Source organism: Flavobacterium gawalongense (assembly GCF_007097265.1).
GTDB lineage: Bacteria > Bacteroidota > Bacteroidia > Flavobacteriales > Flavobacteriaceae > Flavobacterium > Flavobacterium gawalongense.
Genome location: NZ_VJZP01000018.1, coordinates 43048 through 66004, shown reverse-complemented (window position 1 = coordinate 66004; position 22957 = coordinate 43048). Strand labels below are relative to the sequence as shown.

Below are 22957 nucleotides of genomic sequence, written 5' to 3'. Positions count from 1 at the left end.
TATTTCTCAAAAATCACTTCCCATATTTGCATAAAAATATACTAAATTAAAAAGCGGAAGGTGTATGAGAAATATTAAAAATTCTTTTTTTTATTTGATAACTATTGGTGGGTTTTCTGCCTTGATGTATTGGATTATTATAAAAGGAAAAATGTTAGAAAAGGGGCAGAATATTGTTTCTCACCATATAGAAAACGGACATTGGAATGATTTCATAACTTCGATGAACCACAATTTGCAACATCCTTTAGCTATACTTCTGGCGCAAATTGTCACAATTATTTTGGTAGCTCGATTTTTTGGATGGGTTTGCAGGAGAATTGGACAGCCAACAGTAATAGGGGAGATGATCGCCGGGATTGTTTTGGGGCCCTCTTTAATCGGGATGTATTTTCCTGAATTTTCGGCAATGTTATTTCCCAAAGATTCGTTAGGCAATTTACAGTTTTTGAGTCAAATTGGGTTAATCCTTTTCATGTTTGTTATTGGGATGGAATTGGATTTAAAAGTGCTTAAAAATAAAACGCATGATGCCGTTGTTATCAGTCATGCCAGTATTATTATTCCGTTTACTTTAGGTTTAGGTCTTGCTTATTTTGTCTATCATTCTTTTGCTCCAGCCGGAGTTGAATTTCTTTCTTTTGGATTGTTCTTGGGAATTGCTATGAGTATTACCGCATTCCCGGTTTTGGCAGGAATAGTTAGGGAACGCGGCATTCATAAAACTAAATTAGGGGCAATTGTAATTACCTGCGCCGCTGCCGATGACATCACAGCATGGTGTATTCTGGCTGCAGTAATTGCCATTGTAAAAGCAGGTTCGTTTACTAGTTCTTTATATGTTATTGGCTTGGCCATAATTTATGTAATGGTGATGCTAAAAGTGGTTAGGCCTTTCCTAAAAAGAGTTGGTGATTTGAATTCTACCAGAGAAAGTCTGAACAAACCCGTTGTGGCTATTTTCTTTTTAACCTTATTATTGTCTTCGTATGCGTCAGAATTGATAGGGATTCATGCTTTGTTCGGAGCATTTTTGGCTGGAGCAATTATGCCTGAAAACAATAAATTCCGAACTATTTTTATCGAAAAAGTAGAAGATGTTTCAGTTGTAATCTTACTTCCTTTGTTCTTTGTTTTTACGGGTTTAAGGACCCAAATAGGATTAATTGACGACCCTTCTTTATGGAAAATTACAGGCTTGATTATTTTGGTGGCAGTAGCCGGTAAGTTTTTCGGTAGCGCATTGGCGGCAAAGTTCGTAGGCCATAGCTGGAAAGACAGTCTGTCTATTGGGACATTAATGAATACAAGAGGTTTGATGGAATTGGTTGTGCTGAATATTGGGTATGACTTAGGTGTTTTGTCAACTCAAATTTTCACCATGATGGTTATTATGGCATTGGCAACCACCTTTATGACCGGTCCGGCTTTGGATTTAATTAATTATATATTCAAAACTAAAAGCAGCATTATCCCGGAAGAAATTAGCAATAAAAGTAAATACAAAGTTCTGATTTCTTTTGCCACAGCCGAAAAAGGGAAAACACTGTTGAACGTTGCCAATAGTTTGGTCAAAAAACAAAGTGGGAATACGGTTGTTACTGCAATGCATTTGTCATTAAGTTCAGAGTTGCATTCCTTTGATGTGAAAGATTATGAACGAGAAATGTTTTTACCGGTTATTTCTGAATCGGAAAATCTAAATCAAAAAATCATTACTCTTTTCAAAGCGTCAAATGATATTGATTCGGATATAATTGATACGGCTAATCATGGTGAATATGACTTGTTATTGGTAGGTTTAGGACAATCTATTTTTGAAGGAACACTACTGGGTAAAGTACTTGGTTTTACGACAAGAATCATCAATCCGGATCGCTTGATTGATAAATTTACAGGAAAAGAAGGCCTGTTTGAAAACTCTCCTTTCGACGAACGAACAAGACAAATTATTGCCAAAAGCAAAATGTCAGTCGGAATTCTTGTCGACAAAGAATTAAAGGAAATAAATCAGGTTTTCATGCCTATTTTTAGTGATGAAGATGCCTTTTTGATTGAATTTGCACAAAAATTGATTCACAATAACGGTTCTCAAATTACGGTTTTGGATGCGGTTGGGCACATTAGAAACAATCGAAAAATCCAAGAAGGAATTCGTTCCATAGAACAAATAGCGCCCAATCATATTATGATGATGCAGGAAAGAACGATTAAAAAAGAGTTTTTAGAGCATCAGGATTTGATGATCATTAGTTTAGAAAGTTGGAAAAAACTGTTGGATTCCCACAGTATTTGGCTCAATAATACGCCATCGGTATTGATTATTAAACCATAAAATATTTTAAATGGAAACAAACAAAGTCCTGCATTTATATAAAACTTGCAGGACTTTGTTTTTAGTTTAAAGCCCTAAATTAAGTACATAACTTATTTTTACTGCTATATTATCTTCAAATTTAGGAAGTTGATTGGGTCCGTAACGGTAAAACCCACTTAATCCCAATCCTTTGAAAATTTGATTGAGTTCTATTCCGGATTCAAAATAACCTTCATTCAGCGTTTTATAATCCAGTCCGATGTGTTGTTCCGGTTTTTGCAAATTTCCCCAGGCCATTCGGGATACAAGAACCAAGGACGGTTTTATTTTTTTAAATAATGTCACCCGACTAAAACCATGTTTGAATTGAAAGAATGCATATTCACTGGAAAAAAACTCATTGAAAAACATCGTTTCAAAACTGTTTTTTCCTGAAAAAGTCATTCTTTGAATAATGGTTTCTTTAGTAATATTATTTGGAGAAGTATTGTACAAATGGGTTAATGGAACATCGCCAAAAGCATATCCCGCTTCAAAAAGTAAACTTGTTTTTTGACCGTTCAAATATTTTTTTTCATACTCCGTTTTGAAATCTATTTTACTAAAATCGAAATCATTTTCCCAAATTTTAGGTACCGATTGGGTGTATTGAAAAGTAAATTTTGGAAAACGTTTTTCTACTTCAATTCTTCCGGTTGGGGTTTGCATATAATCGCTAAATGGATTCCAGCGTAAAGAAACCATGGCTGTTGTCATAATGTAATTGGAATACAGTTTTCCGTTCGCGTTATATATGTAATTGAATTTGGGTTCGACAGCAGTACGGGAAAGTTCCCAGATACTTTCGGTTTTTGGAATGATTTTCGTTTCTATAAATGTTTTCCAGCTGACGTAATTGTAAAACGTACTGATGTTTATGGGTCTTGGGTCATAGATTTTAAAAGCTTTTTTATCAATCGCAAATACGGTGCTTGCAATTTCTCGAACATCATCAGTATAAGAAATGCCAATCCAGGAATTGGAAAATTTGCCTACTCGAGTCGCCATTCCCAAATTATATTTGAAATTCCCATCTTTTGTGCCATAAGCACAGTAGCCTTCGATTCTGTATTTCTTTGAAAATTGTTCGTTTGTGACTCCGCCAATTCCCAATCGGAACCCTTCGTAATTATTATAACTAAACAATTTGCGTAAGTCTAAATCAAATTTCCCCACGGGTAAATACCCATTGATGATTTTTCTGCCAAAACGGATGCGGCTTTCAATTCGTTTTTTGGAAGAAATACTATCGAGAGCCAAATATGTTTTTTGACTTCGATTGTCTAAACTGTCTTTTCTGTAAGTGTTCCAAAAACTTTCAGGTTTGTTGATCGCATCGTCTTTGATTTCGATTGCAATAGATGATTTTTTAATTTGAATAGGGGTGTTGTAATGAACATCAAAGTTGTTGCTTTGTGATAGCAGATAGGTATAATCGGAGGCTTCTTTTTTTCTTCTTTTAAAATCCTTCTTTATATCACCATCAAATTGAACGGTTCCGCCAAGAATTTTTATGTCATCATCGTTTTTGCCTTTTACAATTTTAAAAGTCTTATCTGATGGAAACCATAAATCGTCATTTGGAATGTATTTAAAATCATGTATTCCGCTAATGTCAAGAACTCCTTTTATTCGCATGACCGCTCTGGCTACAGCAAAATTATTTTGGTCAATATAAAGCACTCCTTCTAATCCGGATGCTTTTCTTTTCTTTTTGTTTTTAAAATAAATCATATAGGTATTTCTACCCTCTATGATTAAAGAATCCAGTAGTTTATAATTGTAATCTTTTAGCGCATCATTGGCAATGGGGCTGTTGTATTTAGTTTCAAAAAGCTCGTAACTGGAATCATAAATCGAAAATGACTGTAAGTTAAAAGCAATGATTTCATAAACGGGTTGTTTGAAACCAGCCATTTTTGTACCTAATATCGTTTCTTTTAATTTAGCATTACTGAATTGATATTGGGATACCTTTTCGGTTTGAAACAGATGTTGTTGGCGTATGATTTCTTTAAATTTATAATCAGAAGAGTCAATTTTAGAGAATGTTGCCCCAACAGATTTTTTAACAAAAACAGAATCTATTCTTCCATCAATAGAATCAGGATTAGCGGTTAAAATGAGTTTGTTGTAGGATTTAAACTCAAAACGGCTGAGTTTTTTTTGTGGATTATTGTTGTCTTTGTTTTCAATTGCTTTTTTTATAATGGACAAAGCGGGGTTTTCGCTTGGAACAACCACTTCATTCAAATCATTTGTTCTTTGGGAAAGAACTACTGCGTAATATTTTTTATTTTTTTCGACAGTAACAGTAGATTTGGTGAAACCAATATACGAAACATCAAAAGTTGAAATGACGATTGTAGATAAAATACTAAACTTTCCATCAACATCAGATATGGTATTTATTCCATTATTTGTGGTAATTGTTGCAAAAGGAAGGGGTTTATTCGTTGTGGATTCTTTTACAATTCCATTTACCTGAAATTGCGCCTGAAGCGAAAGCGTTAAAAAAAAGAAAAACAAACACAATTGCTTCATAAATAGGGTTTAATGCAAAACGGGTATAATCTCATTTTGGTATCGCAAAAATAACAATAAAAAAATCCGTTCACCTAAGCGAACGGATTTTTAATATGGTTTGAAGAGGAATTATACCTTCATGATTTCGGCTTCTTTCGAAACTAAAAGCTCATCTATTTTTCTGATATAACTATTAGTTAAGTTTTGAACTTCTTCTTCGGCACTTTTACAAATATCTTCTGATGTGCCTTCTTTTTCCAGTTTTTTAATATCCGTATTGGCATCTTTTCTGGCATTTCGAATACCAACTTTAGCATCTTCGGCTTCTACTTTGGCCTGTTTGGCAAGTTCACGTCTTCTTTCCTCAGTTAATGCAGGAACACTTATGATAATTACATCACCGTTATTCATTGGATTAAAACCAATGTTGGCAACCATAATTGCTTTTTCAATTACTTGCAGCATATTCTTTTCAAAAGGCTGTAGTGTAATCGTTCTCGCATCAGGAACACTAATTTTTGACACTTGTGAAAGCGGTGTTGCTGAGCCATAATAATCTACAAAAACACTTCCTAGCATTGCTGGAGAAGCTTTTCCGGCACGAATATTTAAAAATTCTTTTTCTAAATGCGCAATAGAATCTGTCATAGATTCTTTGGTACTATCTAATATAAATTCAATTTCTTCGGTCATTTTTTTAGGTGTTGGGTTTTGGGTTTTAGATGTTTGGAGAAACCTAAAACCCAGAACCATTAACTATATATTTACTACTGTTCCTATATTTTCTCCTTCACAAATTTTCAATAAGTTGCCTACTTTATTCATATCAAAAACCACGATTGGAAGTTTGTTTTCCTGACTTAGCGTGAATGCTGTAGTGTCCATTACATTCAATCCTTTTTTAAGAACATCCCCAAAGGAGATAAAATCAAATTTTACCGCTGATGCATTTTTCTCCGGATCACAATCATACACACCGTCAACGCGAGTTCCTTTTAGAATTACATCGGCATTGATTTCCACACCACGTAAAACGGCAGCGGTATCCGTTGTAAAATAAGGATTTCCTGTACCTGCACCAAAAATCACGATTCTGCCTTTTTCAAGATGACGAACCGCTCTTCTCTTAATATATGGTTCTGCAATCGCTTCAATTTTTAAAGCTGTTTGTAAACGGGTAAGCATTCCTTTATCTTCTAATGCACCTTGTAAAGCCATTCCATTAATAATAGTGGCTAACATTCCCATATAATCGCCTTGTACTCTGTCCATACCTGCACTTGCTCCGGCAACTCCTCTAAAAATATTTCCACCACCAATCACGATGGCAATTTCTACTCCTTTTGCATGAATTTGCTTGATTTCATCGGCATATTCAGCTAATCTTTTTGGGTCAATTCCATATTGCAAGTCGCCCATTAAAGCTTCGCCACTTAGTTTTAGAAGAATTCTTTTGTATTTCATTTTTGTGTTGAGTTGATTGGTGCAAATATAGACATATTCTGTTTTTTAAAAAAAGCGTTACTTAAATTTTATAAATTAAGTTTTTTATAAGATTTTTTTGCGGCTTCATAGCCAATGTTGAAGATCGCATCCATTTTAATCTTATTCGTTTCAAAAGTACTATAGAGGCACAAATCCTTAGGTTCAATAACCCAATCACAGACGTTGAATTTGTGCATATTTGAATTTGCCGAAAGGATATCAAAAGCGCGGGTAGTTACGGCTTTTATGGAACTCAAGTCTTTAGCTTCAATTTTTTGAATAGGACTTACATAAACTCCAATTACAGTGTCACATTGTCCCTGTAAAATATCTGTGGGAAAATGATTTAATATACCACCATCACTATATAATTTTCCTTTAATTTCGTACGGAGACAAAATTCCGGGAAATGCTGAAGAAGCTAAAATAGCATCAATAATGGTTGTTTCAGGGCCAAATATTTTTAGCCTTCCTCTAACCATATCAGTCGCTGTAATATGAATTGGAATCTTCAGTTCCTCTAGTAAGGCATCCTTGAAAATAGCATGAAAATAATTTTTGAAAGATTCAGAATCAATTAGACCTGCTTTTGTGAAGGTAAAATGTTTCCAATGAAAAAGGTAGATTGACTTAAAAAACTCTAGGATTTCGTCAGGTGTTTTTCCCCAGGAATACAAGGCGCCAACAATTGAGCCAGCGCTCGTCCCGGCAATACGAGAAGGATAGATGTTTTTCTCTTCCAAGAATTTAATTGCGCCAGCATGCGCTATTCCTTTAGAGCCTCCGCCGGAAAGTACCAGTCCTATCGATTTTGTTTTTAAATCCATCTTTGCTATTTGTTATAAAATTACTCTTTTTGCGGAATTGAAAGTGATATATGTCATATTTATACCCCGATTTTATGGTAACTTTGTGGAAACAACTTACTTATTATGAAAATTCCAGTAGCTAAAGCGTTATTTAACAGTCATTCGTATTCAGAATATAGAAAATTAGTTTCGGATTTATTATTTGAAGGAAAATCAACTGGCAATGAGCAATCCGAAGATTTGACACATTACAGTTCCTTGAATGAAACGCGTATGGATCGTTTGGATAAAACGATGAGAATTCCAGAGGAAAATATTTTAAAATTAAAAAATTTAAAAAGAGAATACATTTGGTTAGTCATTTCCGAAGGCTGGTGTGGAGATGCAGCGCAAATATTGCCTATTTTCAATAAAATGACTATTGCCTCCGAGGATAAAATAGAAATGAAAATTGTTTTGCGGGATGAAAATGGGGAATTGATGAAGTCGTTTTTAACAAATAAAAAGAAAGCAATTCCTAAACTAATTGTAATTAATAGAGAAACGGGAAGTGTTCTTGGAAGCTGGGGCCCAAGACCCAAAGGTGCTACCAATTTAATTAATGATTATAAAAAAGAATTCGGTGTAATTGATGAAACAGTAAAAACCAACTTGCAATTGTGGTATTTAAAAGATAAAGGATTGAGCACTCAGGAAGAAATAATTAATTTAATGCAAAATCTCTAATGCAAAACGCTATTATTTAGGGATACGTTTTTTTATATCAAATAATTTAGTTTTTTTTTGGTCTATTTTTTTGAGTATTAAAAAAAAATTTGTAAATTGGTGGTTGCCAACCAAGTCTATTATTTGATTTACTTTTTTTATGGGTGTTTAATATTGTATCACAATTTAAAAAAAACATCGTCATGAAAAAGCTATTTGAAAGGGTTTATGATTATTTATCGCGTTTACTATTTGGAGGTAAAAACGTAACTCATTATTAAACCAATGGCGCAGCCAAGTAGACAAAAAGAGTATGGATTAAAACTACTTTAAATTTTAGAAAAAACACATCGCAAATTCAATTTTTGTATTTGTCATGTGTTTTTGCTTTTTGATTACAATTGAGGGGCTAGACTTTGTTCGAATAAAGTCACATCCATAGCATCGGTCACATCATAATCGCCAATTTTTGTTCGGCGTAAAACGGTTAAATGAGAACCTGAATTCATGGCTTTTCCAAAATCGTAAGCTAAAGAACGAATATAGGTTCCTTTGCTGCAAACTACTCTGAAATCGACTTCAGGAAGTGCGATTCGGGTGATTTCAAATTCGTGAATGGTCGTTTTCCTTGTTGCAATTTCAATTGTTTCTCCTGCTCGGGCATGTTCGTATAAGCGAACGCCATCTTTTTTTATAGCGGAGTAAATAGGTGGTTTTTGGTCTATTTCACCTAGAAATTGTTTTATGGTTTCCTGAATTAAAGCCTCATCAATATGTTCAGTTGGAAATGTCTGGTCAATTTCGGTTTCTAAATCATACGAAGGCGTTGTCGCTCCTATATAGAACGTTCCTGTATATTCTTTGGCTTGACCTTGAAGTTCCGTAATTCTTTTGGTAAATTTTCCGGTGCAAACTAAAAGCAATCCGGTTGCCAAAGGATCTAAAGTTCCGGCATGGCCAATCTTAAATTTTTTTGGAAGATCCAGCTTGCTTATCAAAGCCCACTTTAATTTGTTTACTGCCTGAAAGGAAGTCCAATGCAAAGGTTTGTCAATGAGTATGATTTGTCCGTTTTGAAAGTCTTCGGCTGTCATTAAATAATGGTCAAGGGATGAATAAAAAAGTGGATTATCAATAATACGATTCCAGCTATAATTCGGTAATAACCAAATAGTTTAAATCCTTTTCTGCTTAAAAAACCGATGAATGATTTTATTGCTAAAAGTGCCACAATAAATGCCACCACATTACCAATGATAAGAAAGTTAATTTGATCGTGCGTCAATACATATCCGTCTTTGTAATAATCATAACATTTTTTTGCCGTTGCGCCCAACATGGTGGGAACGGCAAGAAAAAAGGAGAATTCTGCTGCGGTAGTTCGAGACAATTTCTGAGACATTCCGCCTACAATACTGGCGCCACTTCGTGAAACACCGGGAATCATGGCGAGGCACTGGAATAAACCAATCTTAAACGCTTGAAAATAGGTAATTTCTTTACTGACTGGAGAACCAACTTCTGGCACTGCAAACCAATCATCTACTTTTAGTAAAATAATTCCCCCTATCAAAAGAGAAACGGCAACAGTAACCGGACTTTCTAGTAAAGCATCTATTTTTTTGCTGAAAAGCAGTCCAAAAACTACTGCAGGAATAAAAGCAACAAGCAGTTTGAAATAAAAATCAAAGGATTGAAAGAATCGTTTAAAATATAAAACTACAACTGAAAGAATAGCTCCCAATTGAATGACAATCGTAAACAGTTTTGTAAAATCATCATGTGCAATTCCAAAAAAAGAAGATGCGATAATCATGTGTCCAGTTGAAGAAACAGGTAAAAATTCAGTAACCCCTTCAATAATGGCAAGAATAATAGCTTGTAATGTATTCATTTTATAGTGGTCAGTGTTCAGTTTTTAGTGTTCAGTTGATTTAGGTTGCTTATTACTGCAAACTTATTGCTGTTCACTGTTTACTGTTTTTTAGGGTTTTTAAGAATTGCATAAACAGTGATTCCAAAACCGATTAAAACGGTAGTTGGAGCCAAACGAATTCTTCTGAAATCAAAGATTGCTTCACTAAATACTTTTGGATCATTACTTCCGCCACCTGACATTAGAATAAATCCCAAAGCAATTACTCCAATCCCAATTAATAGAATTTTATAATTTATTTTGTCAAAAAGAAATTCTTGTTTTTGGTCGTTATCTTTCATGCTGTTTTTTTAAATTCTGAAATCAAAAATCGTTAATCTGCAATCTAAAATTAATAAAGGTCGTCTGTCCTTAAGTTCAAAAAGCGTTGTGTTGCAAAATAAGTGCTTAACCAAGTAATCAAAATACCAATACCTAAAACCCCTAATAAAACTAATCCAACCAGTAATTTGTCGTCAAGAATGCCAAGGTCAGGAAAATTAGTTTGAACGTAAACCAAAACGCCAATCAACGCTAAAATGGCCAAACCTGCACCAATCATCCCCAGTTTTATGCTTCGCATCACAAATGGTTTTCTGATAAAGGCTTTTGTAGCGCCAACCATTTGCATGGTTTTGATGATAAATCGATTCGAATGTATCGACAAACGTAAAGAGCTGTTGATTAATAAAACGGCGATAACGGTGAAAAATCCGCTGATTATTAAAATCCACATGCTGACTTTTTTGATATTGTCGTTTACCAGATTCACTAATTGTTTGTCATAAACAATATCCGAAATCATGGCATTTTTGCGTAAGCGAGTTTCGATTTTTGCAATACTGTCTTTGATTACATAATCTGCTTTTAAGTGAATGTCGTAAGAGTTTTGCAACGGATTTTCACCTAGAAATTCCATGAAATCTTCCCCTATGATATCAGTATGTTGTTTAGCTGCAGCTTCTTTAGTGACATAAACGTATGATTTTGCAAAAGGAGCTGTTTTTAATTCGGTTCCAAAAGCTTTCAAGATACTGTCATTTGCATCGTTTTTGAAAAACACCGTCATGGCAATTTTTTCTTTGAAGTCGTCGGCCAGTTTTTTAGAATTTATAATGAAAAATCCTAACATTCCTAATAGGAATAACACCAAGAATACACTTAGTACAACCGAAAAATAAGAGGAAATTAATCTGCGTTTTTGAAATTTATCAAAGTTAGAAGTCATAGTTTATTGTAATTATGGGGTAAAAATAATAAAGAATTTCTTTATTTAAAGTTAATAACGCTCAAAGTTTTAACTTTCGTACAATAAACGTAAATTTCAAAAGCAAACCAATCTTTTAAAGACTCTTTTTTTAGATTTTACCAACATCCCAAGTCAATGATAAATAATACAATCCACCAATTGATGGTCCGCCCAACATAGAATAATACGTTTTGTTAAGAAAATTTGTTCCTCCCAGTTTAGCAGTTACGCCTGGTTTTTTAAAATTATAATTTACTTGGGCATCCATGGACCAATAGGCAGGTACTTCGCCACTAACAAGGAAAGAAACATAATCATATTTATTTTGATAGCGATAGGTTATGCTTGCTCCAAGGTTTTTCCATAAATTTTCTGTTATGACTGTTCCATTCACGATAAATTTAGGCGTATTGAAACCATCTTCCAGTCCATCTTTGTCATCCGTTCGGTCTAATTTTGTGTAGGTTACATTACCTAAAAATGAAAACACATTGTTGTATTTGTATTTCAATCCTAAGCTGCCACCATAATTGTAGATTTTACTTTTAGAATTGGTCCACAAACGGTAGCGACTTTGCGTATTTTTAGAATAGAGGGCTGTTGGGATATCTGCAGTGTTAGGAATACTTGCTTCCACTTGTGCGATAAAATTGGCATACGAGTTGTAATAAAAATCGGTGTCGATAAACAAACTCTTATTTAGGGTAACTCCTCTAAATCCAAATTCGAAAGAACGTACAAATTCAGGTCGTAAATAGGTATACGGGTTTTTCTGGATAATGCCCTTGTTTTTATCAATTGCCGCTGCCTGTGTGAGTCCCAGGGTATTGATGTCGCTGGTTACCTGTGCCTGAAATTTGTCTATGGATGCTTTTGTGTACGAATTTTCGAAAATCCCGTCAGACATGATGCGTAATCCGCCAACGCGTTTTACACCGCCGCTGTTAACGTTAGAAAATCCTTCGAAAATACTCGGGAATCGATAACCGCTTTGGTAAGAAGCTCTAAAGTTAATTTCCTCTTTTGGAGAAAACACAGCCGTAAATCGAGGGGTAAATTTCAAATCGAAAAAGTCTGCTTTGTCTGCGCGAAGGGTTGCACTCAGGCGTAATTTTTTGTCAAATAAATCCTTGCTTAACTGGGTAAATCCCCCTGTTTTTCCATAGGTTAGGTTTTTGCTGTCATCAACTGGATTTATAAAGTAATTTCCATCGGGAACAATGATGTACGTTCTATAATCAAAACCACTTAAGAGTTGTGTGTCGATTTTTTTGAAAAAGTCAGCAAAAGCTTTATCCCAATTAAACAAACCTTCCGCATGCACTAAAGAAGATTTTACGCGCAAAGCAGCGCCAAAATCCCAATTGTTGGTATTCACTAGCGCTGCTTTCTTTTGATTATAAGCGTCAGTGCCGGGAATAAATCTTCCTTGATCGGATGTTGCTCTAGCCATTCTATGGGCATCTGCAACGGTAGTCCCATTAGTAACCGCATTGTTATAGGCTGTAGTATAATTGGCAAACCATTGATCGTCCGATTTAAAAGCCCGATCCATGTTTTCGGCAAGGGAACGCATGTTGTATGATTTTCCCGTGTTTTCTTGGGTTAAATAGGTTCGTATCTGAAAAATATTGGTATGATAATCAATGCTATATTGATTTAAGGTGTAATCTTCTAGTCTAAACCGATTCGAACGTTGGTAGACCGTATTAATTAAAGCACCTTTATAAGTTATGGCCAATTCCTGATCTTTTTTTGGACGGAAATACAACCCAACATCGCCTTTATAGTTTTGGATGTTGTAATCTGCAATGTCGGTTTCTCTGTAACCCGTTCTGGAAACTACATATTTTTTACCGTTCAGCGTTAATGTTCTTCGGTTTGCCGATTCGTTTCCATAGCCATTTACTTCGTCAAAAGCAGGATTGTCAGCACCGTATAAATTAGTTGAAGCATTAATGTTTGGAGCCAAATCGGTTCTGTTGTCTGCAATCCAATCCGTTCCTGCGGTTGTGGAACCGTTTATTTTGAAAGCTATTCTAGAATTAATTGCTTTAGCATAACGTAAATTAGTCTGGTTATAAAGCTGTGGGGAGAAACGGTCTATATGCCCAACATGATTCACACCAGTTAATTGCTGAATGCTCAATCCTTCATATTCAAATGGATTTTTGGTTTGAATATTTGCTAATCCATTGATGGCATTCATTCCGTATAGTGCAGAAGCTGCTCCGGGAATGACTTCAATTTTATCGATGTCAAGGTCGTTTGCTCCAAGTGCATTTGCAATGGGCGCACCCAGATGTGGTGCTTGGTTGTCTATGTCGTCTACTAATTGGGCAAAACGAACATTGGTTGTGTTAGCAAATCCTCTCGTGTTTATGACTTTAAAACCTAAACTTGGTGTAATAATTTGAACTTCTTTTAAGTTTTCAAGTGCATCAAAACAGGATGGGGAACCCATGTTTTTTGCATCAGCCGATTTTAATTGTTCAATACTTATAGGCGAGCGTAAAAACGTTTCTTGGGTACGGGAAGCGGTGACGACTACTTCTTTAAGTATTTCTTTTTTGATGCTGTCTTGGCTTGTTTTTGAATTTTCCTTTTGGGACTGTGCCAAGCTTTTTAAGCTTAGTAATACTAGAATCAGATATAATTTTGATTTCATAAAGGGTGGTTTTTTTTCAGTATGTTTTAAAAGGAATACTGCTGTTCAAATTTTTTAAAATTTCAAATTCAACGTTTCTTTTCTGGCAAAATCTTGAATTTTCTTTTCTAATTCATAGAAGGTCTGAATGGCTCTTTCTCCGGCTTCGGTCAATCTGGCACCACCACCACCTTTGCCGCCAAGTAATTTTTCGACCAGTGGTTTTTCGGCACGTTTGTTCATTTCTTCAACTAATTGCCACGCTTGTCGATACGCCATTTTCATTTCTTTGGCTGCATTAGTGATCGAACCCGTTTTTGCGATATTCTCCAGCAACCATATCTTACCAATGCCTAAAAAGGGACCATCAGCTTCTTCAATCCAGATTCTGACCGCTATGGTGTATTTTTTATTTTCTTCCATCAGTATGTTTTAAAAAATATAGTGAAAAGCAACTAACTGCCTATAAATAAAATTCTGTAAGATTTGATAAATTTAAATACTTAGATATGATTTTGAAAATATAAGTATTTTTACGTAGAACGCAACTAATTTTGTAAAATATATCAAACATAATAATCCTTTAATTCATCGGCTTAGTTCTTTTGTGGCATAAGTATTTAGTACTCAGTGTTCTAAATATTTAGAGACTTGAGTTTATGAAATAACCTGAATTATAGGATTAAATGCTTTTGAAGCCACTAATACCTTTTGGCCTATTCTAAAGTCTTTTATTTCGTCTTCGGTCGCGATTACTTTTACAATATTATTTCCTGAAAGTACCTGAACCACATAAACGATGTCGCTTTTGCTGATGCTAATTATTTCTCCTGTTAATTTGAATTTACTGCTTATTTTTTCTTCAGAAAACACACTGCTTGGTGTTCCTTCTTTTACTATTTTTCCTTTGTCAAGAATGATAACCTTATCTGAGAGTTTGAATATTTCAGCAATAGTATGACTGATCATCAGCGTTGTCAATTGATAGTGCTGGTGTATTTTGATAATATAATCCTGAAGTTTAAATCGCATTTCATCATCCAAAGCAGAGAGTGGTTCGTCTAATAAAAGAATTTTTGGTTTCCGGACAATTGCCCTTGCTAGTGCCACGCGCTGTTTTTGTCCACCAGATAAATTTTGCGGTTTGCTGTTTTGTAAGGATTGTAATTCCATAAGTTCTATTAATTCGGCTACAATATGGGGAGTATCGTTTTTTTGCAAAGCAAACTCTAAATTTTCCTTTACGGTTAAGTTTGGGAATAATGCAAAATCTTGAAAAACAAAACCAATGGAACGTTTTTGAACGGGCAGATGGTATTTTTTTTGAGAATTATCCCAAACTTCATTTTCTACTTCAATGTCTACTTTCTCAGCCTCGGTAAGTCCTGCCAATATTCTGAGGATGGTCGTTTTTCCGGCTCCTGAATTTCCGTAAATGGATAGAAACTGCCCTTTTTCAACTGTAAAAGAAACATCCAAAGGCAATTTGCCATCAGCCGTTTGCAGCATTTTATGTGTATAAAAATTAATCATTTAAGGGATTGGTTTTACTAAACGAATTATTGAGGAGGTAAACTCCTAAAAGTATTAAAAAGGTGAAGCTAAAAAGTATTGCTGCATATACGTTGGCAGTATAGTAGTTCATAGATTGTACTTCATCATAAATAGCAATAGACATTACTTTTGTTTCTCCAGGAATACTACCACCAATCATTAAAACCACTCCGAATTCGCCAACCGTGTGTGCAAAGGTTAACACTATTCCAGTTAAAATGGATGATTTAATGTTGGGTAGTAAAATTTTTGTAAGAGTGGTAAATTTAGATTTCCCTAAGGTAAAAGCTGCTTCTTTTAAGGAAATAGGCAGATTTTTCAATCCCGATTGGATAGGATGAACCATAAAAGGCAAGCTATAAAGTACCGATGCGATAATTAATCCTTCAAAGGTAAAAACTAAGTGTGCATCAAAATACTGATCTAAAAATTTTCCAAATGTATTTTTCGGACTAAATGCTAACAATAAATAAAATCCCAAAACTGAAGGGGGCAAAACCAGAGGCAGGCTAACAATAGCTTCTACAGCTGCTTTAAATTTAAATTTGCTGTAGGCTAACCAATAGCAAAGAGGAATGGATACCGTTAATAAAATGATAGTGGTAATCAATGCCAATTTTGCCGTTAGCCATAATGGTTCTAAATCAATCATTGGGAGATAAGCTTACTTCGTTTGTTTTTATTAATGCTATTACGGTATCATTTTCTTTTAATTCGAGTTGGTTGCAGGCATTACTGGTTATGATGGATTTTATACTTACTTTATCTGATACTAAATTGATCTGACTGAGTATAACCCCTTTTTTTATGGATTGAATGCTACAAAGTATCCGATTTTGGATGCTGATATTCGGATTGAAATCTTTAGCAATAATGACTTCCGTTTCTTTAAAAAGAATTTTTACTGGATAGTCTGTTTTCAGATAACTGACTGTTTCCGGCGAGTCAAGTACAATTGAAGTAAAAATGGTATTGCCCGATTTTACTTTAACTAATGATATCCCTTCGTGCGACTGAATGGTTGTGATGGTTCCGTTTAGTGTGTTCATTTCTTTTTTTGTGTAAATCCGAAGTGTGTTAAAATTGCTATAGCCGTTGGTGTCGCCATAAAATTATAGAATTTTACTGCGCTTGAATTGCTAGCAGCCTTTTTTAAAATTACATACCCTTGTTCTAAAGGTTTGTGGCTTTTCTCGGGAATAATGTAATATTTGCCTCCTTCTTTTTTCATGTTGGGAGATAAAGCTAAAGATAAAGCTATAATGCCAATATCAGCAGTGCCTAACTGTACAAATTGAGCGGTTTGCGCAATATTTTCGCCGAAAACTAATTTGTTTTTAACTTTTTCATACACTTTATAGTACTTCATGCTTTCTACAGCCTTTTCGCCATAAGGAGCATGGTCGGGGTTGGCAATTGCGATTTTATTTAATTGAGGAAGTGACAAACTGTTTATTTTGAATGTATTCGGATCAATTTTTTTACTCCAGATTACAATTTTACCAATGCCGTAAATTTTTACATCAGAGCTAGTAAATCCTTTTTCTTTTAATTTTTGTGGATAACTTTTATCAGCGGAGAAAAAAACATCAAAGGGAGCTCCGTTTTGTATTTGTTCAAAAAATTTGCCCGATGAACCGTAGGTAACTTGTACTTCTTTATCAGGGTTTCGTTGTTGATATACATTTATAATAGAATCTAATGCGAATTTTAGGTCAGAAGCCGCAACAACGGTAATTTTTTGTTGCGCTCTGATACTATTGAATGTAAATAGTAAAAGAACTAAGGCCGTTAAAAAAAGTAGTTTATTTATTTTCATTGCTTCTGGTTTTAGTTTTTATTACTTGATCATTGTGTTTTTAAAAACATAATGAAAAACAAAATAGATAAGAAAAATATTTTTTCAAACACAAATATAAGTATTTTTACGTAGTCAAGATTGAATTATTTATTTATTTTCCTTCTTTGTCAAAGAAATAGCTTTGGTACAATGTACAATAAACGTAAATTTGGCACCTAAAATAGTCATCGTGAAAAAGTCTTTGTGGCTCACTTTACAACTTTTTATAAAAATGACTTGAGTAGGCGATAGCATAACTCCATTAAAAAAACAATTAAGAAATAGGAATGAAATACAATCCGAACGAAATAGAGGCCAAATGGCAAAAATATTGGTTAGACAGCGCAACGTTTAAAGCCGAAAACAATTCAACAAAACCTAAATATTACGTACTTGATATGTTTCCTTATCCATCTGGAGCGGGATTACACGTAGGACATCCGCTGGGATATATTGCCTCTGATGTGTATTCAAGATACAAAAGACATCAAGGTTTTAATGTGTTGCACCCAATGGGTTACGACAGTTTTGGATTGCCTGCGGAACAATATGCTATTCAAACGGGTCAACGTCCGGAAGATACTACTTCGGTAAATATTGACGGAGGAACTGATAAGGAAGGAAATAAAATTGCCGGATACAGAAAGCAATTGGACAAAATTGGGTTCTCCTTCGATTGGAGCAGAGAAGTGCGCACTTCAAATCCCGATTATTACAAACATACCCAATGGATTTTCATCCAATTATTCAATTCTTGGTACAATAAAAACAGCGATAAAGCAGAAGACATTTCGACTTTAGTTTCCATTTTTTCAACAGAAGGAAATACGAACGTCAATGCAGTTTGCGATGATAATATTGAAAGCTTTTCAGCAAATGAATGGAACGCTTTCGCAAAAGAACAGCAGGAGAGAATTTTGCTGCAATACAGATTGACTTATTTAGCCGAGACTGAAGTGAACTGGTGTCCGGGATTAGGAACCGTTTTGGCGAATGATGAAATCGTAAATGGTGTTTCAGAACGTGGCGGTTTTGCAGTGGTTCGCAAGAAAATGACTCAATGGAGCATGCGAATTTCTGCTTATGCGGAACGTTTGTTGCAAGGATTAAATGATATTGATTGGAGCGAAAGCATCAAAGAAAGTCAAAGAAACTGGATTGGAAAATCCGTTGGAGCGATGGTAACGTTTCCCCTCCTAACCTCCCCCGAAGGGGGAGGAACCAGAGTCGATAACTTTGGGGATAGTAAAGGTAATAATGGACATCAATTAAATGAAAGTCTTATTGACACAGTAAACGTGCCGTCTCCCTCCCCTTCGGGGAGGGTTGGGGTGGGGATTTTCACAACTCGTCCTGACACCATCTTCGGAGTTACGTTTATGACACTGGCACCAGAACATCCTTTGGTTCAAGAAATAACAACTCCTGAATATTTAGATAAAGTAAACGATTATATTTTAGCCTCATCCAAACGTTCCGAAAGAGAACGTATGGCCGATGTAAAAACTATTTCGGGTGTGTTTACGGGAGCGTATGCGGAACATCCTTTCACAAAAGAGCCAATTCCGGTTTGGATTGGGGATTATGTTTTGGCGGGTTACGGAACAGGCGCTGTTATGGCGGTTCCTTGTGGTGACGAAAGAGATTATGCTTTTGCTAATTTCTTCAAAGGGCAACAAGGCATGCAGGAAATCAAAAACATTTTTGCAAATGTGGATATTTCTGAAGCAGCTTACGGTTCGAAAGACAATTTAATTATCGCTAATTCTGATTTCCTAAACGGATTGAATTACAAAGAGGCGACCAAAAAAGTTATCGAGGAATTAGAAAAATTAAACCAAGGAAAAGGAAAAACGAATTATCGCTTGCGTGATGCTGTTTTCTCTCGCCAGCGTTATTGGGGAGAACCGTTTCCGGTATATTATGTGAATGGCTTGCCGCAAATGATTGATGCGCAACATTTGCCGATCATCTTGCCGGAAGTGGAGAAATACTTGCCAACCGAAGACGGACAACCTCCTTTAGGAAATGCTACGGTTTGGGCTTGGGACAGTGTTCAGTGTTCAGTGGTTAGTACTCAGTTAGTAGATAATGTGACTGTATTTCCTTTGGAACTAAACACAATGCCGGGTTGGGCGGGAAGTTCGTGGTATTGGATGCGTTATATGGATGCGCATAATGAAAACGAATTTGCAAGCAAGGAAGCATTGGCATACTGGGAAAGCGTAGATTTATACATTGGCGGAAGCGAACACGCAACCGGACATTTATTGTATTCCCGTTTTTGGAACAAATTCCTAAAAGACAAAGGTTTTGCACCTACTGAAGAGCCCTTCAAAAAATTGATTAATCAGGGAATGATTTTGGGGATGAGTGCGTTTGTTTATAGACTTGATAGTATTCAGATACAAACAAAAAAACCATTGACAGAATTAGTTGAAAATGGCTTTGTTTATGAAGGAATACAATTTACGCATGAAAAAACTCGAGATTTTGATGAAGGTATAGTGCATAGGTTTAAGTCGAAGAATAAAGTATTTATTTCTGAAAATAAGGAAAAGAATATTCTTTTAGACTTTGGAAATTATTTTTTAAAATATGAAGGGTTTAATGGTGGAGGACCTAATATATCAAAACTTCATACTGATGTTTCTTTCGTAAATGCATCAAACGAGTTAGATACTGAAGCTTTCAAGAAATGGAGAGAAGAATCTGTAAATGCAGAATTTATTACCGAAGAGAACGGAAAGTTCATCGTCGGTCGTGAAATCGAAAAAATGTCGAAATCCAAATACAATGTGGTAACGCCAGATGATATTTGTAATGAATACGGTGCGGATACGTTGCGTTTGTATGAAATGTTCTTAGGACCATTGGAACAAGCCAAACCTTGGAATACAGCAGGAATTTCGGGAGTTTTTGGATTCTTGAAAAAATTGTGTCGTTTGTATTTTGATGATAATGGTTTAATTGTTACCAATGACGAGCCAACCAAAGAAAACTTAAAATCATTACACAAAACCATCAAAAAAGTGGCGGAGGATATTGAGAGTTTCTCTTTCAATACGTCAGTTTCACAGTTTATGATTTGTGTGAATGAATTGTCAACTCAAAACTGTCATTCTCGTGCAATCTTGGAATCATTAGCGATCTTGATTTCACCTTATGCGCCACACATCGCCGAGGAATTATGGTCATTATTAGGAAATTCGGGTTCGATTGCCACTGTTGATTTCCCAATATTTGACGCGCAACATCTGATAGAAAGTAGCAAGGAATATCCGGTTTCTTTCAACGGAAAAATGCGTTTCACTATGGTTTTACCTTTGGATTTAACCAAAGAGCAAATCGAGGAAATTGTAATGAAAGACGAAAGAACCATCAAACAATTAGAAGGAAGAACACCAAACAAGGTGATTATTGTTCCGGGAAAAATCATTAATTTGGTTGGGTAATGTCCATTGTAGAGAAGCACCGCAGTGCGTCTCTACGATATGATCATCACCATGAACATATTGAAATTTAAATTCTATTTATTAGAATTTGGATTTTTTTTAAAATTTAAGCAAATCCGTGTAAATCCGTTTAATCTGTGTTATCCGTGTTCCATTTCATGAATGCCAAATTGACATTGTAAAAAAATGGTTCAAAATTTGATGTTTTATTTTAAACATTAAAAAAACAAACAAAAATATGGGAATGGGTTATTTGATTCTTGCTGGAGCAATTATGTTGTTTAGCTGGTTAGTTAGTTCAAGACTAAAAAGCAAATTTGAACATTATTCTAAATTACAATTACAAAACGGAATGTCTGGCGCTGAGATTGCCGAAAAAATGCTTGCCGATAACGGAATTCGTGACGTGCGAGTAATCTCGGTTGCGGGACAGTTAACGGATCATTACAGTCCAGTTGATAAAACGGTGAATCTAAGCGAGGCGGTTTATAACCAACGAAATGCGGCTGCAGCTGCTGTTGCAGCACATGAATGCGGACACGCCGTACAACACGCTGTGGGATACCAGTGGTTGACTATGCGATCTAAATTAGTGCCGGTGGTTAATGTGGCATCAACCTATATGCAATGGATTTTACTTGCGGGAATCTTGATGATTAAAACTTTTCCGTCGTTATTATTGATTGGAATCGTAATTTTTGCAGCAACAACCTTGTTTTCTATTGTTACTTTACCGGTAGAATATGATGCGAGTCATCGCGCCTTGGCTTGGTTAGAAAACAAAAGAATGTTGACGCAGCAAGAACAGGCAGGAGCGAAAGATTCTCTAAAATGGGCTGCAAGAACCTATGTAGTAGCTGCTTTGGGATCAATTGCAACATTGTTGTATTACATTTCGATTTATATGGGCGGCAGTAGAAGAGATTAAATCCTTTAAAATATAGTAATCCGTCTTGTTTTTTAAACGAGACGGATTTTTTTTGTCAAATAACCAAATTGACGATTAACCGATTAAACCAAAAAAACTAAAGCTGAATCTGTCTGTCAATTTGTTGGTCTAAGGAAATAAAGGTTTCTGTTCTGGAAACACCTTCAATAGCCTGAATTTTTGTGTTGAGTAGGTGCATTAAATGTTCGTTATCCCGACAAATAATTTTTATCAAAATCGACCAGTTTCCTGTGGTATAATGACATTCCAATACTTCGGGAATTTTCTTTAAATCCCTCACAGCTTCCGGGTTTCGAGCGGCTTTATCTAAATAAATTCCAACAAACGCCATCGTATTATAACCTAAAATCTTATGATTTACAGTAAACTTAGAACCCGAAATCACGCCGGATTGCTCCAGTTTTCGCAACCGTTGATGAATAGCGGCTCCAGAAATCCCTATTTTATTGGCGATTTGAAGAATTGGTTTCCGGGCATCTTCCATCAGGTCGCGTAAAATTTCTTTATCGATACCGTCTATTTCTACTATCAGGGAGTTGATTTTCATAAGTTGTTGTCTTAAACTAAAAAATGGAATTTAGTTTGAATTGAGAATCAAATTTAAGTAAAAAACAGTAAATAAACAGAAGTTGAGGATTTTAATTAAAAATCGGGGCATTAAAAAAGCCACGATTGTGATCGTGGCTTTTTGTAATTTTATCTCGAAAAGTAATTTTTCTATTTTCCTTTATTTGCTTCTGCAATGTATTTTTCTAAAGCCATTGTCATAGAAGGTGTTCCAGGAGTTGGAGCCATAATGTCTATACGTAATCCATGCTCTAAAGCTTCTTTTTGAGTTGTGCTTCCAAAAACTGCAATTCTGGTATTGTTTTGCTCAAAGTCTGGGAAGTTCATAAATAATGACTTTATTCCGGTTGGGCTAAAGAAAGCCAAAACATCATAATATACATCGGCCAAATCAGATAAGTCACTCATTACTGTTTTGTAAAAAACGGCTGGAGTCCAGTCAACTTTCAATGCATTTAGCGTTATTGGCGCATCGGCATTCAATTGGTCTGAAGCAGGTAATAAGAATTTTTCGTCCTTGTATTTTTTTATCAGCGGAGATAAATCGGCAAAATCTTTAGGACCTACGTAAATTTTACGTTTTCGATACACTACATATTTTTGCAGGTAAAAAGCAATGGCTTCTGATTGGCAGAAATATTTTAATCCTTCAGGAACTTTAAAACGCATTTCGTCAGCAACTCTGAAGAAATGATCAACAGCATTCTTGCTTGTTAAAATAATTGCCGTGTAATGATTAAGATCAATTTTTTGAAGTCTAATCTCTTTTGCATTAACGCCTTCTACATGAATAAAAGGTCTGAAATCAATTTTAACTTTATGCTTTTGTTGAAGCTCAAAGTAAGGGGAATTTTCCACTTTAGGTTCGGGCTGTGACACCAAAATTGTTTTCACTTTCAT

20 protein-coding genes are annotated in these 22957 nt (G+C 35.2%); 4 read left to right on the top strand and 16 right to left on the bottom strand.

What is annotated here, in order from left to right; translation table 11 throughout:
- The first annotated feature begins 64 nt into the window (after positions 1–64).
- Positions 65–2335, top strand: a complete 2271-nt coding sequence (locus FNW38_RS10795; protein ID WP_144066694.1) for a cation:proton antiporter — start codon at positions 65–67, stop codon at positions 2333–2335.
- A gap of 66 nt (positions 2336–2401) precedes the next feature.
- Here FNW38_RS10795 and FNW38_RS10790 read toward each other — a convergent pair whose 3' ends face one another.
- From FNW38_RS10790 to FNW38_RS10775, 4 genes are all read right to left on the bottom strand, one after another.
- Positions 2402–4900 (bottom strand): DUF5686 family protein, encoded by a 2499-nt coding sequence (locus FNW38_RS10790; RefSeq protein ID WP_144066695.1) that lies wholly within the window; start codon positions 4898–4900, stop codon positions 2402–2404.
- Positions 4901–5011: 111 nt separating this feature from the next.
- Complete coding sequence (gene frr, locus FNW38_RS10785; RefSeq protein ID WP_144066696.1) at positions 5012–5575, bottom strand: ribosome recycling factor; 564 nt, start codon at positions 5573–5575, stop codon at positions 5012–5014.
- Positions 5576–5638: 63 nt separating this feature from the next.
- A complete protein-coding gene (gene pyrH / locus FNW38_RS10780) occupies positions 5639–6346 on the bottom strand; it encodes a UMP kinase (protein ID WP_143387582.1) in 708 nt (235 codons plus the stop codon).
- Between the two features lie 68 nt (positions 6347–6414).
- Positions 6415–7194 carry a patatin-like phospholipase family protein gene (locus FNW38_RS10775; RefSeq protein ID WP_143387581.1) on the bottom strand — a complete coding sequence of 260 codons (780 nt, stop codon included), beginning with the start codon at positions 7192–7194 and terminating at the stop codon, positions 6415–6417.
- Positions 7195–7299: 105 nt separating this feature from the next.
- Here FNW38_RS10775 and FNW38_RS10770 point away from each other — a divergent pair, with 105 nt between their 5' ends.
- Positions 7300–7902 carry a thioredoxin family protein gene (locus FNW38_RS10770; protein WP_144066697.1) on the top strand — a complete coding sequence of 201 codons (603 nt, stop codon included), beginning with the start codon at positions 7300–7302 and terminating at the stop codon, positions 7900–7902.
- A 374-nt stretch (positions 7903–8276) separates the two neighbouring features.
- Here the strand turns inward: FNW38_RS10770 and truB are convergent, their stop codons facing one another.
- The 10 genes from truB to modA form a co-directional block, all read right to left on the bottom strand.
- A complete protein-coding gene (gene truB, locus FNW38_RS10765; RefSeq protein WP_144066698.1) occupies positions 8277–8975 on the bottom strand; it encodes a tRNA pseudouridine(55) synthase TruB in 699 nt (232 codons plus the stop codon).
- Entirely contained in the window at positions 8975–9775 is an 801-nt protein-coding gene (locus FNW38_RS10760) for an undecaprenyl-diphosphate phosphatase (protein ID WP_144064833.1), read from the bottom strand. The genes truB and FNW38_RS10760 overlap by 1 nt, the downstream gene beginning before the upstream one ends.
- 80 nt (positions 9776–9855) lie before the next feature.
- Positions 9856–10098, bottom strand: coding sequence for a DUF3098 domain-containing protein (locus FNW38_RS10755; protein ID WP_144064832.1), 243 nt, complete (start codon positions 10096–10098; stop codon positions 9856–9858).
- Between the two features lie 50 nt (positions 10099–10148).
- The gene (locus tag FNW38_RS10750; protein WP_144064831.1) at positions 10149–11024 is read right to left on the bottom strand and encodes a cell division protein FtsX; all 876 of its coding nucleotides are present in this window, start codon (positions 11022–11024) and stop codon (positions 10149–10151) included.
- Between the two features lie 130 nt (positions 11025–11154).
- Positions 11155–13713, bottom strand: coding sequence for a TonB-dependent receptor (locus tag FNW38_RS10745; protein WP_144064830.1), 2559 nt, complete (start codon positions 13711–13713; stop codon positions 11155–11157).
- A gap of 54 nt (positions 13714–13767) precedes the next feature.
- Positions 13768–14115 carry a winged helix-turn-helix domain-containing protein gene (locus FNW38_RS10740; RefSeq protein ID WP_144064829.1) on the bottom strand — a complete coding sequence of 116 codons (348 nt, stop codon included), beginning with the start codon at positions 14113–14115 and terminating at the stop codon, positions 13768–13770.
- A gap of 234 nt (positions 14116–14349) precedes the next feature.
- Positions 14350–15225 carry an ABC transporter ATP-binding protein gene (locus FNW38_RS10735; protein WP_144064828.1) on the bottom strand — a complete coding sequence of 292 codons (876 nt, stop codon included), beginning with the start codon at positions 15223–15225 and terminating at the stop codon, positions 14350–14352.
- Complete coding sequence (modB, locus tag FNW38_RS10730) at positions 15218–15898, bottom strand: molybdate ABC transporter permease subunit (protein ID WP_144064827.1); 681 nt, start codon at positions 15896–15898, stop codon at positions 15218–15220. The genes FNW38_RS10735 and modB overlap by 8 nt, the downstream gene beginning before the upstream one ends.
- Positions 15891–16295, bottom strand: a complete 405-nt coding sequence (locus FNW38_RS10725; protein ID WP_144064826.1) for a TOBE domain-containing protein — start codon at positions 16293–16295, stop codon at positions 15891–15893. The genes modB and FNW38_RS10725 overlap by 8 nt, the downstream gene beginning before the upstream one ends.
- A complete protein-coding gene (gene modA / locus FNW38_RS10720) occupies positions 16292–17065 on the bottom strand; it encodes a molybdate ABC transporter substrate-binding protein (RefSeq protein ID WP_143387571.1) in 774 nt (257 codons plus the stop codon). Before modA ends, FNW38_RS10725 begins: the two co-directional genes overlap by 4 nt.
- 308 nt (positions 17066–17373) lie before the next feature.
- Here modA and FNW38_RS10715 point away from each other — a divergent pair, with 308 nt between their 5' ends.
- Together FNW38_RS10715 and FNW38_RS10710 are read left to right on the top strand one after the other, a co-directional pair.
- The gene (locus tag FNW38_RS10715) at positions 17374–20541 is read left to right on the top strand and encodes a leucine--tRNA ligase (RefSeq protein WP_143387570.1); all 3168 of its coding nucleotides are present in this window, start codon (positions 17374–17376) and stop codon (positions 20539–20541) included.
- A gap of 238 nt (positions 20542–20779) precedes the next feature.
- The gene (locus tag FNW38_RS10710; protein ID WP_143387569.1) at positions 20780–21469 is read left to right on the top strand and encodes a zinc metallopeptidase; all 690 of its coding nucleotides are present in this window, start codon (positions 20780–20782) and stop codon (positions 21467–21469) included.
- Positions 21470–21566: 97 nt separating this feature from the next.
- Here the strand turns inward: FNW38_RS10710 and FNW38_RS10705 are convergent, their stop codons facing one another.
- Together FNW38_RS10705 and FNW38_RS10700 are read right to left on the bottom strand one after the other, a co-directional pair.
- Complete coding sequence (locus FNW38_RS10705) at positions 21567–22037, bottom strand: Lrp/AsnC ligand binding domain-containing protein (protein ID WP_143387568.1); 471 nt, start codon at positions 22035–22037, stop codon at positions 21567–21569.
- 170 nt (positions 22038–22207) lie between these two features.
- On the bottom strand, positions 22208–22957 hold the full coding sequence (locus FNW38_RS10700; RefSeq protein WP_143387567.1) for a uroporphyrinogen-III synthase: 750 nt from the start codon (positions 22955–22957) through the stop codon (positions 22208–22210).

Excerpts from the sequence above, each read along its gene's own strand:
- FNW38_RS10795 (WP_144066694.1), top strand. The coding sequence starts at position 65 with ATGAGAAATATTAAAAATTCTTTTTTTTATTTGATAACTATTGGTGGG.
- FNW38_RS10790 (WP_144066695.1), bottom strand. The coding sequence starts at position 4,900 with ATGAAGCAATTGTGTTTGTTTTTCTTTTTTTTAACGCTTTCGCTTCAG.
- frr (WP_144066696.1), bottom strand. The coding sequence starts at position 5,575 with ATGACCGAAGAAATTGAATTTATATTAGATAGTACCAAAGAATCTATG.
- pyrH (WP_143387582.1), bottom strand. The coding sequence starts at position 6,346 with ATGAAATACAAAAGAATTCTTCTAAAACTAAGTGGCGAAGCTTTAATG.
- FNW38_RS10775 (WP_143387581.1), bottom strand. The coding sequence starts at position 7,194 with ATGGATTTAAAAACAAAATCGATAGGACTGGTACTTTCCGGCGGAGGC.
- FNW38_RS10770 (WP_144066697.1), top strand. The coding sequence starts at position 7,300 with ATGAAAATTCCAGTAGCTAAAGCGTTATTTAACAGTCATTCGTATTCA.
- truB (WP_144066698.1), bottom strand. The coding sequence starts at position 8,975 with ATGACAGCCGAAGACTTTCAAAACGGACAAATCATACTCATTGACAAA.
- FNW38_RS10760 (WP_144064833.1), bottom strand. The coding sequence starts at position 9,775 with ATGAATACATTACAAGCTATTATTCTTGCCATTATTGAAGGGGTTACT.
- FNW38_RS10755 (WP_144064832.1), bottom strand. The coding sequence starts at position 10,098 with ATGAAAGATAACGACCAAAAACAAGAATTTCTTTTTGACAAAATAAAT.
- FNW38_RS10750 (WP_144064831.1), bottom strand. The coding sequence starts at position 11,024 with ATGACTTCTAACTTTGATAAATTTCAAAAACGCAGATTAATTTCCTCT.
- FNW38_RS10745 (WP_144064830.1), bottom strand. The coding sequence starts at position 13,713 with ATGAAATCAAAATTATATCTGATTCTAGTATTACTAAGCTTAAAAAGC.
- FNW38_RS10740 (WP_144064829.1), bottom strand. The coding sequence starts at position 14,115 with ATGGAAGAAAATAAAAAATACACCATAGCGGTCAGAATCTGGATTGAA.
- FNW38_RS10735 (WP_144064828.1), bottom strand. The coding sequence starts at position 15,225 with ATGATTAATTTTTATACACATAAAATGCTGCAAACGGCTGATGGCAAA.
- modB (WP_144064827.1), bottom strand. The coding sequence starts at position 15,898 with ATGATTGATTTAGAACCATTATGGCTAACGGCAAAATTGGCATTGATT.
- FNW38_RS10725 (WP_144064826.1), bottom strand. The coding sequence starts at position 16,295 with ATGAACACACTAAACGGAACCATCACAACCATTCAGTCGCACGAAGGG.
- modA (WP_143387571.1), bottom strand. The coding sequence starts at position 17,065 with ATGAAAATAAATAAACTACTTTTTTTAACGGCCTTAGTTCTTTTACTA.
- FNW38_RS10715 (WP_143387570.1), top strand. The coding sequence starts at position 17,374 with ATGAAATACAATCCGAACGAAATAGAGGCCAAATGGCAAAAATATTGG.
- FNW38_RS10710 (WP_143387569.1), top strand. The coding sequence starts at position 20,780 with ATGGGAATGGGTTATTTGATTCTTGCTGGAGCAATTATGTTGTTTAGC.
- FNW38_RS10705 (WP_143387568.1), bottom strand. The coding sequence starts at position 22,037 with ATGAAAATCAACTCCCTGATAGTAGAAATAGACGGTATCGATAAAGAA.
- FNW38_RS10700 (WP_143387567.1), bottom strand. The coding sequence starts at position 22,957 with ATGAAAGTGAAAACAATTTTGGTGTCACAGCCCGAACCTAAAGTGGAA.